The 13,391-nt window shown below is 65.7% G+C and carries 11 protein-coding genes and 1 pseudogene; 7 read left to right on the top strand and 5 right to left on the bottom strand.

Annotation, left to right across the window (positions count from 1 at the left end):
- Positions 1-92 precede the first annotated feature (92 nt).
- From ACOYYX_RS06720 to ACOYYX_RS06700, 5 genes are all read left to right on the top strand, one after another.
- Positions 93-1,001 (top strand): hypothetical protein, encoded by a 909-nt coding sequence (locus ACOYYX_RS06720; protein ID WP_422929159.1) that lies wholly within the window; start codon positions 93-95, stop codon positions 999-1,001.
- A gap of 178 nt (positions 1,002-1,179) precedes the next feature.
- On the top strand, positions 1,180-1,644 hold the full coding sequence (locus ACOYYX_RS06715) for a hypothetical protein (protein ID WP_422929158.1): 465 nt from the start codon (positions 1,180-1,182) through the stop codon (positions 1,642-1,644).
- A gap of 1,012 nt (positions 1,645-2,656) precedes the next feature.
- The gene (locus tag ACOYYX_RS06710) at positions 2,657-2,929 is read left to right on the top strand and encodes a hypothetical protein (RefSeq protein WP_422929157.1); all 273 of its coding nucleotides are present in this window, start codon (positions 2,657-2,659) and stop codon (positions 2,927-2,929) included.
- A 398-nt stretch (positions 2,930-3,327) separates the two neighbouring features.
- Positions 3,328-4,992, top strand: coding sequence for a redoxin domain-containing protein (locus tag ACOYYX_RS06705; RefSeq protein ID WP_422929156.1), 1,665 nt, complete (start codon positions 3,328-3,330; stop codon positions 4,990-4,992).
- Positions 4,993-5,295: 303 nt separating this feature from the next.
- Positions 5,296-6,729 (top strand): HEAT repeat domain-containing protein, encoded by a 1,434-nt coding sequence (locus ACOYYX_RS06700; protein WP_422929155.1) that lies wholly within the window; start codon positions 5,296-5,298, stop codon positions 6,727-6,729.
- 233 nt (positions 6,730-6,962) lie between these two features.
- Here ACOYYX_RS06700 and ACOYYX_RS06695 read toward each other — a convergent pair whose 3' ends face one another.
- The 3 genes from ACOYYX_RS06695 to ACOYYX_RS06685 form a co-directional block, all read right to left on the bottom strand.
- Entirely contained in the window at positions 6,963-7,583 is a 621-nt protein-coding gene (locus ACOYYX_RS06695; RefSeq protein ID WP_422929154.1) for a class I SAM-dependent methyltransferase, read from the bottom strand.
- A 196-nt stretch (positions 7,584-7,779) separates the two neighbouring features.
- Positions 7,780-8,328, bottom strand: a complete 549-nt coding sequence (locus ACOYYX_RS06690) for a hypothetical protein (protein ID WP_422929153.1) — start codon at positions 8,326-8,328, stop codon at positions 7,780-7,782.
- Positions 8,329-8,425: 97 nt separating this feature from the next.
- Complete coding sequence (locus ACOYYX_RS06685) at positions 8,426-8,965, bottom strand: hypothetical protein (RefSeq protein ID WP_422929152.1); 540 nt, start codon at positions 8,963-8,965, stop codon at positions 8,426-8,428.
- Positions 8,966-9,213: 248 nt separating this feature from the next.
- Here ACOYYX_RS06685 and ACOYYX_RS06680 point away from each other — a divergent pair, with 248 nt between their 5' ends.
- Entirely contained in the window at positions 9,214-9,939 is a 726-nt protein-coding gene (locus ACOYYX_RS06680) for a hypothetical protein (protein ID WP_422929151.1), read from the top strand.
- 102 nt (positions 9,940-10,041) lie between these two features.
- Here the strand turns inward: ACOYYX_RS06680 and ACOYYX_RS06675 are convergent, their stop codons facing one another.
- Both ACOYYX_RS06675 and ACOYYX_RS06670 read right to left on the bottom strand, forming a co-directional pair.
- The gene (locus tag ACOYYX_RS06675; protein ID WP_422929150.1) at positions 10,042-10,485 is read right to left on the bottom strand and encodes a hypothetical protein; all 444 of its coding nucleotides are present in this window, start codon (positions 10,483-10,485) and stop codon (positions 10,042-10,044) included.
- A 139-nt stretch (positions 10,486-10,624) separates the two neighbouring features.
- Positions 10,625-11,065 carry a hypothetical protein gene (locus ACOYYX_RS06670; protein ID WP_422929149.1) on the bottom strand — a complete coding sequence of 147 codons (441 nt, stop codon included), beginning with the start codon at positions 11,063-11,065 and terminating at the stop codon, positions 10,625-10,627.
- Between the two features lie 488 nt (positions 11,066-11,553).
- Between ACOYYX_RS06670 and ACOYYX_RS06665 the strand changes: the two are divergent.
- Positions 11,554-13,295 (top strand): annotated as a pseudogene (locus ACOYYX_RS06665) (type I restriction-modification system subunit M).
- The last annotated feature ends 96 nt before the right edge of the window (positions 13,296-13,391 follow it).

Genomic DNA, 13,391 nt, shown 5'->3' with positions numbered 1-13,391 from the left:
CTGCGAGAATAGCCATCGGCCTATTTGGGGCCGTGCGGCCAGGGACGCGGGAGGGGGGTTCGCCTTTCTTCATCAAGCGACGGGGCGTGGCCATGTCGATCGACGGCGCTCGCGCAGACTACCGCGTGGCCATGCGGGCCACGATCCTCTGGGCGGCGGCCACCTCCTCGGTGGCGGTCGCGCTCGCCATCCCGGTGATCCTGGTCGGGCCGATGATCATGGCCCTCGGCCTGACGATGCCGATCTCGCACGGGGAGCTGGCCAGCGGCCTCCTGATCTCGACGCTGGCGGGGCTGGTGCTGTTCGGGGTGATGCGGTGCGTCGTGCTGTCGACGGCCGAGGTCCGCAGGTCGCCCGACTATCCGGCGAGGCACTGGTGGTTCGTGCGCCGGGCGTTCCGGGAGACGATGCGGGCCGACCTGCTGCTGCTGGCCTCGGCCTCGGGCCTGACCGCGTTCGCGATCTTCGGCCAGGGGGTGATCCCCGACCGCCTGCTGGACGGGGCCACCGTCATCGCGGCCCTGGCCGACGCGATCTTCCTCTACGCCTCGGCCGCCACGGTCTTCGGCATGAACGACGTGCTGCGACACGCCTCGGTCGTCCCCTACTTCCCGCGAAGGGTCGGCGAGATCGAGACCTATGCCCGGGGCCAGAGCCTGGCTCGCCACGTCGCCCGGCTCGACGCGATCGCCGAGGGGCTCGGCCTCGCCCCCCTCTCGTCCTTCGGCTGGAACGACGACATGGAGGGGGAACCCCTCGCCTGGCACGAGGCCTCCGCGGGCCTCGCCACCGTCACCCCCCTGCTCGCTCGCCTCGAGGCCGAGGCCGAGGCCGACCACCTCCGCTGGCCCGACCTGCCCGAGACGATCGCCGACCTCCGACGCCTCGCCCACGCCCTGGCCCGCGCCGAGGCCCAGGGGATCCCCTTCTCCCTCCTCCTCCTCCACTCGACCGCCACGAACGCCCAGGAGTGGGAGATCCGCAAGGGCACCTGCTTCTGAGCCGCTTCGGAGGGATCTTCGGCTTTCCTCGAATCCGCGTCCAGCGTCAATACAGACGATCGAACGCACGTTTCACGCAGGGCCTTTGGCGCAGTCAAGACTGGGATTCGAGTCGTTCTCGATTCCAAAGGGCCGATGTTCCTGGCCGAGGTTTCTAGCTTTCGGAATAGGTGATGACATGACCCTGAGATTATCCCCTGGGCTGAAGTGTAACGTCATCTTCGCGCTCCTCTTGCTGATCGCCTGCCTGCCCAGTCTTTCCAAGGAGGACGACGCGGTCGTGTCGGTCAAGGTCGAGGACATCAGCAGCGGCAAGGTGAAGCTCATCGGGCGACTTGGTGTCCCGCTACGCACGGACGTGAAGATTGAGGGGACGTGGGATTATCCGAATTACGAGACCGAGGACGGGGGTTTGCGATTCAACGTGAACCTCGTGGACGGCAAGAAACCGGCCAAGCCGATCGAATTCGACATCCATCTCATCAGCGTCACGACGAATGAAGGCAAGGACGTGATGCCGACTTACGAGAACCGCGGCTCGCTCAAGGGGAAGACCTGGATTCTCACCGCGAACGAGTCCGGCTATATAAACTCGCAAATAAATATATTTCCTCTCGGAAAGCCGACTCCGAAGCTCCCCTAATTCGTCCATGGATTCGTCTCGCGCTTGAGCTGCCGTTTCCAGGGCGAGGCCGGCAAATGATCGGCCCCGGCGGCCGATCCCGGCTCCGCCACTCCATCGCACAAATCCAAATTCTATCATCTACACTAAATGACATGCCTAGATTTAAAATACCTTAAAATGCGTGGATTAGGTGGACTTTCGAGGGCCAGGTCGATCGGGCGTGGCTCACCTCCCGCGACACGTTTGGCAGCCGATGGCACCTCCGATCTCGCAAAGACATGACATGCCTATCGCGGTGCGTTCGGCGGTTTCGCCCCTTCCGGGTAGGCCTGTCTGGGACGATCGGGGTCGCGCCGCGACGAGGCGCGAACCGACAGGCGCCCGGCCTCGGAGAATGGCTTCCGCAAGCCTCGGACGATCCCTGGCCCCGGAGACGACGTGCGGCCGGCCCCAAAACCCCGGCCGATTCGCGGGCCTCGGAAATGATCAGCGGCCCGTCCCAAACCCCGGCCGGCTCGCTCTTTCTTGGGTGGCCCAGGTTCGCAGAACCTGGGTCGCGAAGCGACACGAGGTTTTTCGCCCAATAGCCCGGCCGTGAGCCGAGGGTGTCTACGCTTTGCCAGGCCGATCCGCGCTGCCCGTAAACGAAGAGTGGTCTGTCGGGATCCTTCGATATCTTCATGAATACCGACGATCCCAGTCGTGACGACCCGAGTGTTCGGCACGGAGGATTAGATTCGGCCTCTCTGGTCTACAGCAGGCCGCGGTTCGACCGGGGAAGTTGCAGACGGCCCCCGGTCTCGGCCGGGGATAGGCATTTGACCTCTCGTCTCTTCGCGACGGGCGAACTCCGAAGGCTGTTCGTTACTAAGATGTGCATCTGGTGTGATGGAGTTGGTTGATCTCGCCGTTGGGCTCTCGTTAAGCTCGTCCGTCGTCACGCGGCACTGGCTCTTTTCTGTTACAATCCTGGGCGACTCGATCAATGGGTGTACTGGGTGGTGTTGTTGGATCGCGGAGGAAGGAATCCATGCGAAGCAAGCAATGTTCTTCCTGTGGTGGCGCCGTGGAGCGGGGTACTCTCCACGCCCAGCCGGCGGATATGCTGAAGAATTCCTCCAGGGAGAGCTTTCGCGTCGGCTCGGAATTCTCTTTCGTTCGCCCTGGAACCCCGACATCGCCGAACCCGATCGTCGCCTTTCAACAAGGTCTGCGCCAAGAACCCGTTGATCAACCGATCCCCATCGTCTCGTTTCGTTGCGTCGAGTGCGGGCGCGTCGAGCTCTATGCAACGAACGATTAGGCAGATCCGGCGATCGTAACCGGCGCGCCATGTGAGCTTAAGACCGGCCTGCACCCGACTGATGGTCGGCGAGTCGATGGATTCTCACGCGTGGGACTATTCGATCGTAACCGTGTCGATGCTCACTTCCGGCGTGGCATGATGCGCACCTACGCAAGCGAATCCGCGAGGGTCTCGCCCGGGGTTATCTAAGGGGAGATTCGGGCCTCCGCTTCAAGGCGGTTCGACCTGCCGGTATGACATGGAGTAAGCACCTGTTGCCTCCCAGGATCATGATGATCCAAAGGACTCGTCACGATCTCAACCGCATAGACTTCCCCGAACCGTTTCGTTATCCTCCGATTTCTGACAGATGTCAGAAATCGGCTTGAGCGTCTACGCCTGTAGAGGAGGGTCTCATGAAACGGACTAGGGTTGTGGCCTTCGCCGTGCTGCTCGCGTTCGCGGCGAGGGGGCGGGCGGATGAGGTGAAAGTCGAGGGACGGGTCGTGGACGAGGGCGGGAAGGCCGTGGCGGGGGCCGAGGTGGGGACGTTCTGGAGCTCCGATGAGAATCGGCCGATGTTTCCCTATCAGGGGGTCAAGACGGGGGCCGACGGCCGGTTCAGGCTCGACGTCGAGTTCTACGGCCGCGACCAGGTCGTGATGGCTATCCGGGGGGACCGGGGCGGGCTCGCCGTGGTGGCTCCCGGGGCGGCGGGGAAGCCGATCGAGATCAAGGCGGGGCCGCTCGTCGAGGTCAAGGGGCACTTCACCTGCACCGAGCAGGGGAGCACGCCCGGCTGGTCCAACGTGTACCTCTTCCTGAAGCCCGGCCGGATTCGATTCGCCTCGTGCGCATCCCGCGAGTCGAAGTTCCGACTCAAGGTCCCGCCCGGGTCGTACAGCTTCTGGGGTTACGGCGACCCGACCGACTACACCGACGACCAACGCGACCTCGAGGTCAAGGCGGGGACGCCCGTCGTGGACCTCGGGGCGATCGACCTCAAGCTCAAGCCGCTGGCGAAGCTCTACGGCAAGGAACCGCCCCCGCTGAAGGTCACCGACGCGCGGGGCGTCGGCAAGGACGTGAAGCTCTCCGACTTCAAGGGGAAGTGGGTCGTCCTCGAATTCTGGGGCTTCTGGTGCGGCCCTTGCGTGGCGCGAGGGATCCCGAACTGGGTCGACTTCGCCGAGGAGCATGCCGACGACCGCGACAAGTTCGTCATCCTGGCCGTCCACGACCCGCAGGCGACCGACTTCGCCATGCTCGACGAGCGGCTCAAGCCGATCATCAAGGAGCACTGGCAAGGCAAGCCCTTGCCGTTGCCGATCGTGCTCGACACCACGGGCGAGACCGTCAAGGACTACGGCATCTCGTCGTGGCCGACCGCCGTCCTGATCGACCCGGAAGGCAAGCTCGTCAAGGTGAAAGACAACGAGCACGAGGAGTACCTCGATGCCCACCTCCCGCCGACGCCCCTCGACAGGAAACTCGCCCGCGCCCTCGACAGGGAGATCCTTTTCAACGTCGGGGGCGCCCGGCTCGAAAACCTCATGGGCTTCCTCCACTCGATGGCCCGCGTCAAGATCGAGCTCGACCCGGAGGAGCTGAAAGCCGCGGGCATCGGCAAGGATACGGTCGTGCCGTTGGAGGCCGAAGGCCGCCTGACCCTGCGATCCTGCCTCAACCTGAGCCTCGAGCCCCTCGGCCTGACGTATATCCCCGGCGACCGCGGACTCAAGGTCGTCCGCAAGACCCCCGAGAATGACGGCCTCTCCCGCCCGTCGGCGGCCCAGGAGAAGTCGAACGCCCGGGTCGCCGATGCGCTCAAGGCGTCGGTCCCGTTCGACTTCCGCGAGGCCCCGTTGAAGAAGGTCATCGCCCACCTCGTCGCGCAGACGAAGGAGACATTCCTCGTCGCCCCCTCCGCCTTGAAGGAGGGCGTGGCGACCCTGGCCACGACCGTTACCGGCGGCGATGCCGGCGAGCCCCTGGGCAAGGCCCTCGAGTCGCTCCTCGCCCCGGCCGGGCTCGCGTACGTCGTCCGCGACGAGGCCGTCGTGATCACGAAACGCCCCTGATCCTCGGCGGAGACGGCCTCGAGGCCATCGGCCGCAGACCGGCTGTGGGCTCGTCGGCGGCGGCGAGTTCGTCTCCCATGGAGAAACAACGCTCGGGATCCTCCTTGATCCGCCTCCAGCTTTCCCGAGAGTCGGAGAAGAATTGGACGAGGGAGTCCGTCAACGCTCCTGCTCAGCATGGGCGACTTACGCGGGTTGATAGCTAGAGATGTTTCGCACATCTTATGCTAAGCTTACACGATCGGGGCCCATGGCGGCGAGATCCGGGGGCCCACGCCAGGACATCCGGGCTTTGGGGAAAGCATGGCCATCAGCTTCCATTGCGAGTCGTGCGGCAAGAGATTCGACGTCGACGAGGCCCTGGCGGGCAAGCGCGGCAAGTGCAAGCAATGCGGGCTGATCTTCATCATCCCCGGGGCGAGCTCGGCGGACGGGAGGCCTCGGAGCCCCCAGAGGGCGACGCCCTCCCCCGCTCGACGGGCCGATCCGCCGCCTTGGGACCACGACCCGTACGGCTTCGATGAGCCGGTCGCCTCGCCGCCTCGCGCGGAGCCAGACGAGGATTTCGAAGACGTGATGCCCCGGCGGGCGGCGATGAAGCCCGCCAAGGCCCGCCGACCCTCACGATCGGGGCCGATCTCGATCGGGGGTCTACCCGGCTGGGGTTACCTGCTCCCGGGCATCGCATTGGTCGTGGGGCTGGCGTTCTACCTGACGCAGGGCGCGGACGCGACGAAGCATGCCGCCTTGATGGCGGCGTTGACCGTCGCGATGGTGCTCATCGTGGTCGGCAGCATCGGCTGCGTGGTGGTCCCGTTCCGCGAGAGCTTCCTCTGCGGCGTGTTCTACGTCTTGTTCCCCTTCTATCAGATCTACTATCTCTTTTCCCGTTGGGATGCGATGGAGAAACCCTTCCTCATCGCGATGGGGGGGTTCGGGATGGCGCTCGGGCTCGTGATGTTCGTCCCCGGGTTGACCAAGGCCAGGGACGACGCCGAGCGTGCCCCCGTGAAGAATGAACAGGTCGCGGCGGGACAGCCCGCGCAAGTCCCCCTCCCGAACAGCGATCAGGAACCGGCCCCCGAACGACGCCCCGCTCTCCAACCGAACATCCCACCCTCTCCTCGCACCGCGCCCCCCGCCGCGGCGGCTCCCCTGGCCGCGGAGGACGCGGGGCAAGTCCGTCTCGATCTCGAGTCTCCCGACCAGCCGAGGCGCAAGGGGGCGTTGGCCCGCTTGATGAGGTCGACGCCCGGCGAGGACCGCCAGGAGGTCGCGAAGGCCGTCGAGCCCATGCTCAAGGACTCCGACGCGTTCACGCGGTCCGACGCCGCGAAGGCCCTGGCGGTGTGGGGAGGGCCGGAGAACACCCCCGCCCTGCTCGAAGGCCTGAAGGATCCGGAATTCCACGTGCGCTGGGCGGCCTTGGATGCGCTCAAGGCGATCAAGGACCCGGAATCCGCGGACGCGCTGGCCGACTACCTCATGAGCAGCAACGACCGGGGCCGGGCCGTCGAGGCGCTCAAGGCCATCGGCCCCCCCGCCGAGGACGCCGTGCTCCGATGCCTCGAGCACAGCGACGGCTTCACGCGGGCGGACGCCTGCAAGATCCTCGAGCAGATCGGCACCGAGAAGAGCCTCCCCGCGCTGCGTCGGCTCGCCGGCACGAACCGGGGGCTCGACAGCATGGCCGCTCGCAACGCCCTGAGGCGACTCGACAAGGGCCGAGGTCGTTAACCCGCCGGCCCGAGGCGGTGTTCCATCCGTCCTGAACTCAGCGTATGGAAAGCCCCTCCCAAGTCCTCGACCCTGGATCCGGACTTGCCGGGACTTCGCGGATTCGACCCTCTCCGCAGTTCATGTTCATTCAAGCAGATGGGACCTCGGCAGTCCACCCGGGGAAGTGTGCGGCGGCGTCCACGAGGCGGCCTTTCATCGCGTTGGCTTCCTCCAGGCCGGACGGGGCCGTTTCAGCGCCCGGTCCGGTTGGACCGCTCTCCTCTGTCTGCTTTGATGGCGCTGTAATAGAAATTCTCATCGACGTCCCGGTGCGTGTCGATCAATGTCAGGCCCGCCTCTTGCAGGGCCGCCTCGTAGGCCGCGGACCCGAGCGACATCGACCGTCGGCCGGTGAGAATGTCGGTCCATGTGCACACTTGCTCCGGCGACGTGAACAGGAATCGGCCGCCCGGCTTCAATACCGCCCCCACGCGGCGGATGACCGCCGGTTGGGTCTCGGCCGAGAGCAGGAACATCAGGTCCCACGACACCACGCCGTCGAACGTGCGGTCGAAGAACCGGGACCGCTCGACCGGCTCGCAGGCGACCGGGGCGTGCGGGAAGTGGTCCCGGAAGGCGGCCGTCATGGAGGCGGACGCATCGACGCCGGATACCGAGTAGCCGTCGGCGATGAGGGCCCGGGAGATGGGGATGCCGGACCCGCAGCCGAGGTCGAGGATGGCGGCACCCGGCGGGAGCAGTCGGGCCCAGTCCCGGACGTACGGGACCCCGACGAGCGACCGGGACCGCCCGGCGATGAACTCCTCAGCCCGCTCTTCGTAGCCGTTCGAGCCGTCAGCGCCGACTGTCATCGGGGGCACCTCTGAGATTCCGTCAACGCGCCAAAGGGGCCGGTCGTCACCGGACTGGACTTCCCGCGACCTGATGCATTCAACATACAGGCGATGATTCGCGGCGATCTCCGAGTCCTCGACGAGGCCCGGTGGAGGCCGAGTGGCTTCATTTCCCTCTCTCTAGACCCGGATCTTTGCCGAGAACCAAAATCTCTCAAGTCGAACGCGTCACGATATTCGGGTGGGATGACTCGCCTTCCGGGGGCTCGGTAACGGCCCGGGTCGGCTCCGCGGCCTCTCGGGCTCGCTTCGACATGATCCATGCGGACAGGCCCCCGCTGGCGCCAAACATCAGCCACCATGAGGCGGACAGGAAGGGGTTCGGGCGAGGTGGCCCCCCGACCTGGGCGCACTCGAGGCCGATGTGGAGGATGATGAGGAAGAGCCCGAGGACCAGGCCCCTCTCCCCTTCCCAGACGATGAAACGACGCGGGCGATCGGGCAAACCCCGCTCGTGGTGGTAAACCTTCGACCACCAGTCCAGCGTCAGATAGCCGACCCCGTAGACGACCACGAATCCGTTGATAACAAGGAGGGCGGAGGCCGTATGCGAGCGGACCTCGTCCGCCGCCAGTTGGTTCGCCAGGATCAGCTTCACGAGCTGACTCGCCAGGTAGTTGGCCACGGCGATCACCGCCAGGATGGTCATCCACTGCTGGATCGTGACCTTCGGCCTCAAGGACGGGTTCGCCTGATCGGACATGGATTCCCTCATGATTTCGAATTCGGTCCGATGGCCCTCGTCCGACCGAGGCCTCGGCTCCGCGACCCCCTCGACACGTCATCGATTGCTGGTATCATCAATCGTCATTTGCGAGGACCTGGTAGAGTGCGGGGCGGTCGGACTTGAGCCAGCGGGCGAAGGCGGCGGCGGAGGCGTGGCGCTTGACCCGGTTCTCGGCGAGGACGACGGGCTCTTCGGTGAACCGGAACGTGTGGGCTCCGACGCCGAGCCTATAGTACCGCTCGCCGAAGTCGTGGCCGCCGAAGTCGGCGAGGTCCTTGCCGGTGGCGGCCTTCAGGCCGGCGTTCGCCAGGAGGCGGTCGGAGGCGACGTTCGACGTGGCGTGCTCGAAGAGGATGCGGAGGCCTCGCGGATCGCCGAGCTGGGCGAGCGACTTCGCCGCGACGATCCGGGTGTGGACCGGCGCGTCGGGGCGGTCCAGGAGGCGCTGGAAGCCGGGGAAAGGCGATGCCTTGAGGTCCCCCGCGCGTGGGACGGCCTTGGTGTGGGGCCTGGGGATGAAGGCGGTCAGGCCGACGGGGACGGCCTTGCTCGGCCTCGCGTCGTCCGCGAAGGACGGTATGGCGAGCGTCAGCGCGACGAGAGTCGAGAGCATGTCGAGATCCTCCCCAGTCACAACGTCGGCCCCAAACCGTCATATGTTGGTTAAGGACGAGGCTCCGAGTGCCTTCGGAGGATACAGGGATCGGCCGGGGGCGGGAAGTGCGGTTCGTTTGATCAACAAGTGCTCAACACGTCCGATCGTGTCGATCTCACGGGAATTTTCGGGCAGGCGGTCGCTGACGTCCGACGAACGGCCCTGATAAGATTGGGACTTCCACACATCCCCGAGGGAGTTGCGAGATGCTCAAGTACCTGGCCACGTTCGCGTTGGTCCTCTTCGCCTGCGGCCCGGCCTCGGCCCAGATGGGGGGCATGGGAGGAGGCATGGGGGGCATGGGAGGAGGCATGGGCGGCATGGGAGGAGGCATGGGCGGCATGCAGAACAAGCCCATCGATCAGGAGTTGCTAGAGATCGAGCAGGAGGTCGACAAGGCCTCCCTGAAGGAGGCGTTGACGATGCAGCGCAAGGACGCCATGCATCAGTTCCTGGGGGGCGGCCGGTCGCCGAGGCGGGAGGAGAATGAGAAGAAGGAACTCGCGGCCTACATCGCCGAGCTGAAGAAGACGATCACCGAACGCGACGCCGAGCTGAAGAAGATCCGCGCCGAGGCCCTCAAGGCGGGCGTCAACAGGGCCCAGGCGGCGGCCTCGGCCCCGAAGGTCGACCGCGAGGAGCAGATCGAGAAGTTGGAGAAGGCCCAGGTGGAGGTCCAACTCCTCCAGGCCCAGATCGGGCTCCTGCAGGACCCGCTGAACGACAGCATCAACGCGGTGGCCGCCGCCGAGCAGGCCGCGGCCGACGACGAGGCCAAGCGCCCTCAAGCCGAGGAGGCCCGCAAAAAGCTGGACAAGATCAAGTCGCGGTTCATCGACCTCGGCAAGCGCCTCAAGGTCAATCAGGAGGAAGTCGGATCGTTGCAGAGCACGGGAGTCGGCATGGGAGGAATGGGCGGCGGCTTCCGCTGATCCTGCGGGGAGGACGACTTCGGCCCGGGCGCCGGACGGGGCAGAGTCTTCCTATCCGTCGCCGATGAACCGGAGCCGGAGGGCCCGCGGGCGCCCGCCCCGTCAGCCGGCGCCGGACGAATCGGAACTCGCATGCGCGTCGGTGAACCTCCGGGCCATGCGCCGAATGGTCGGGGCGATCTCCGGCATCTCCGCCACCCCTCGGATGAGCGGCAGGAGCCGGACGCCGCCGACCTCGACTTCCCCGGCGTTGAGCATCCGCCCGACCATCAAGACCGAGAACTCGGCCGGGGTCCGCCGCACGGATTCGACCAGGGCGGGCTCGTATCCCGCGAGCGACTCGACCCCATGGACGATGGACCAGAAGACGCCCGTCCCGTCGTCCGCGGGATACTTCTCGAGGAGCGAGAGCATGGCCTCGATCCCCCGACCGCCGGCCTCGGATCGGGTCAACTCGTCCAGGAGACCGTTCAGAGCAAGCCAGTTGCCGTCGTCCGGTTCGAAGTCCCGGATGGCCGCGATCAGAACCTCGGGAGGCCTCGACATGGCGATGTTCTCGATCTCGTCATCTCCACATGATTCTCTCACGCTGACGCAAGGACGATGACGAGCCTCGCAGACCGGATGATCGCGGTCAACGAGGCGCCGGCGCAAGCCGAAGTCCGAGCGGCCATCCCCGGGCGTCTCACCAACCGCCGGTGGAGCCCATGATCGAATTCATGAGCGGACCCACGCCACCGTACGTCTGCCCGTAGCCGCCGTAGCCCGAGTAGCCGCCGTAGCCCGAGTAGCCGCCATAGCCCGCGCCGTAGGAGCCGCCGTAGCCATAACCATTGCCCGATCCGTAGCCGGCTCCATAACCATAACCATAGCCGCCGCCGTAACCTAAGCCCGAGTAGCCGAAGCCGCCCGTGCCGATCCCGCCGTAAGGCGAGACGCCAACCCCGTAGGATCCGTAGCCGCTGCCGCCGATGATGCTCCCGCTAACGGCGCCGAGGCCGAAGCCCCCATTATGATGAGCATTGTGCCCCTGGGCATGGCCGGAACCATGGCCGTGGGCCTGGGAATAGCCGTTCGAGCCGAGGCCGAATACCAGGGCCAGGCTCAAGAGTGCGGGCCGATACATGGTGGAGTCTCCTTGGGAAGCCGGGGCGGCGAGTCGGGCCGCCGATCCATCAGCCATCTCCTATTCTACAGCATCGACAATGGGTGCATGTGTTTGCAAGTCCCTCCCGGCGATCCCTTCGCGCCCCGGCGCCAGGGCCGCCGCCAACCGTCCGGGGAACCGGGCGTGCCCCGGGCGAGTCGCCCCGATCCCCGAGGCACGACGCGAGGACCCCGGCAAGGCCCGAAACTCGGCCCGCGACCAGGCGAGGCTGTCCCCCGCCCCGAAGCCATAAGTCCTGATCTCGTGGCGAGTTCGGCCGGGCTCCGGCGGACTCCGCGACGCCCCCGAATCCCCCCCGCCCGTCGGCCTTGCCCCTTATCGCCATCCCATCGGGTTGCTATCATGCGGGCTTCGACGAGGCCCGCCCCAGCCGCGTTACCCCCGCCATTGATCCAACAAGCGTCAAGCAATGGCACCCTGAGTTCACGGTGACCCCCGATCGATTCATGGCCGAAACCAATCTTTCGTCGTTCATCTGGTCCGTCGCCGACCTGCTCCGGGGCGACTACAAGCAGTCGGAATACGGCAAGGTGATCCTCCCCTTCACCGTGCTCCGGCGGCTCGACTGCGTGCTCGAGACGACCAAGGCCGCCGTCCTCGCCGAGCTGGCGCTCAGGGAGAAGGCGGGGCTGGATCCCGAGCAATTCCTGCTGCGGAAGTCGGGGCAGCTCTTCTACAACGCCTCGCCGCTCGACATGAAGCGGCTGATGGGGGACGCCGACCACATCAAGGAGAACCTCTTCGCCTACATCCAGGCGTTCTCCCCCTCGGTGCGGAACATCTTCGAATCCTTCGACTTCCACACGCAGATCGACCGGCTCTCGCGGGCGGGGCTGCTCTACCTCGTGGCCGAGAAGTTCGCGAACATCGACCTGCATCCCGAGGTCGTCAGCAACGCCCAGATGGGGGCGGTCTTCGAGGAGCTGATCCGCAAGTTCGCCGAGCTCTCCAACGAGACGGCCGGGGAGCACTTCACGCCCCGCGAAGTCATCAGGCTCATGGTCAACCTGATCTTCATCGAGGACGACGCCGCGCTGACCAAGCCGGGGGTGGTGCGCTCGCTCTACGACCCCACGGCCGGCACCGGCGGCATGCTCTCCGAGGGGGGCGAGCACCTGGCCAGCATGAACGCGGGGGCCCGGCTCGTCATGTACGGGCAGGAGCTGAACCCCGAGTCTTACGCCATCTGCAAGGCCGACATGCTCATCAAGGGGCAGGACATCGCCAACATCATCTTCGGGAACACCCTCTCGAACGACGGCCTGCCCGGCAAGCGGTTCGACTACATGCTCTCCAACCCCCCGTTCGGGGTCGAGTGGAAGAAGATCGAGAAGGAGATCCGCAAGGAGCACGAGCAGCAGGGCTACAACGGCCGATTCGGCCCCGGCCTGCCGCGCATCAGCGACGGCTCGCTCCTCTTCCTGCTCCACCTGCTCTCCAAGATGCAGCCGGCCGCCCAGGGGGGAGCCGGTTCGGCATCGTCCTGAACGGCTCCCCCCTCTTCACCGGCGGGGCCGGCTCGGGCGAGAGCGAGATCCGCCGCTACCTGCTCGAGAACGACCTCGTCGAGGCCATCATCGGCCTGCCCACGGATATGTTCTATAACACGGGCATCAGCACCTATGTCTGGATCGTCAGCAACCGCAAGCCCGAGCCTCGCAAGGGCAAGCTGCAACTGATCGACGCAAGCTCCTTCTGGCAGAAGATGCGCAAGAGCCTGGGGAGCAAGCGCAAGGAGCTGAGCCCCGAGCACATCGACGACATCACCCGCCTGTTCGGCGAATGCCGGGAGGTCACCCGCGACGGCGTGCCGATCAGCCGGATCTTCAAGAACACCGACTTCGGCTACCGGACGATCACCGTCGAACGCCCGCTCCGCGACGAGGCCGGCAAGGCCGTCGTCGGCACCAAGGGCAAGCAGAAGGGCAAGCTCCAGCCCGATTCCAGCCTCCGCGACACCGAGAACGTCCCGCTCGATGAGGACGTCGAGGCCTACTTCGAACGCGAGGTCAAGCCGCACGCCCCCGACGCCTGGATCGACCACGAGAAGACGAAGGTCGGCTATGAGATCCCCTTCAACCGGCATTTCTACGTCTTCAAGCCCCCCCGCCCGCTCGCGGAGATCGACGCCGAGTTGAAGGGTGTTACGGATCGGATCTTGAAGATGATTGGAGGGCTGACGAAATGAGCTTTCCGAAATACGCGAAGTCCAAAGCCAGTGGCGTAGAATGGTTAGATTCGATTCCCTCACATTGGACAATACTGCGATTTCAAAGGTGCGTCA

The organism is Singulisphaera chitinilytica (genome assembly GCF_049331405.1).
GTDB lineage: Bacteria > Planctomycetota > Planctomycetia > Isosphaerales > Isosphaeraceae > PoT.
This window is presented reverse-complemented; position numbering and strand designations above follow the sequence as displayed.

Bases quoted from the DNA above. Each gene is read 5' to 3' on its own strand.
- ACOYYX_RS06700 (WP_422929155.1), top strand. From the start codon at position 5,296: ATGGCCATCAGCTTCCATTGCGAGTCGTGCGGCAAGAGATTCGACGTC.
- ACOYYX_RS06680 (WP_422929151.1), top strand. From the start codon at position 9,214: ATGCTCAAGTACCTGGCCACGTTCGCGTTGGTCCTCTTCGCCTGCGGC.
- ACOYYX_RS06715 (WP_422929158.1), top strand. From the start codon at position 1,180: ATGACCCTGAGATTATCCCCTGGGCTGAAGTGTAACGTCATCTTCGCG.
- ACOYYX_RS06685 (WP_422929152.1), bottom strand. From the start codon at position 8,965: ATGCTCTCGACTCTCGTCGCGCTGACGCTCGCCATACCGTCCTTCGCG.
- ACOYYX_RS06720 (WP_422929159.1), top strand. From the start codon at position 93: ATGTCGATCGACGGCGCTCGCGCAGACTACCGCGTGGCCATGCGGGCC.
- ACOYYX_RS06705 (WP_422929156.1), top strand. From the start codon at position 3,328: ATGAAACGGACTAGGGTTGTGGCCTTCGCCGTGCTGCTCGCGTTCGCG.
- ACOYYX_RS06690 (WP_422929153.1), bottom strand. From the start codon at position 8,328: ATGTCCGATCAGGCGAACCCGTCCTTGAGGCCGAAGGTCACGATCCAG.
- ACOYYX_RS06670 (WP_422929149.1), bottom strand. From the start codon at position 11,065: ATGTATCGGCCCGCACTCTTGAGCCTGGCCCTGGTATTCGGCCTCGGC.
- ACOYYX_RS06675 (WP_422929150.1), bottom strand. From the start codon at position 10,485: ATGTCGAGGCCTCCCGAGGTTCTGATCGCGGCCATCCGGGACTTCGAA.
- ACOYYX_RS06695 (WP_422929154.1), bottom strand. From the start codon at position 7,583: ATGACAGTCGGCGCTGACGGCTCGAACGGCTACGAAGAGCGGGCTGAG.
- ACOYYX_RS06710 (WP_422929157.1), top strand. From the start codon at position 2,657: ATGCGAAGCAAGCAATGTTCTTCCTGTGGTGGCGCCGTGGAGCGGGGT.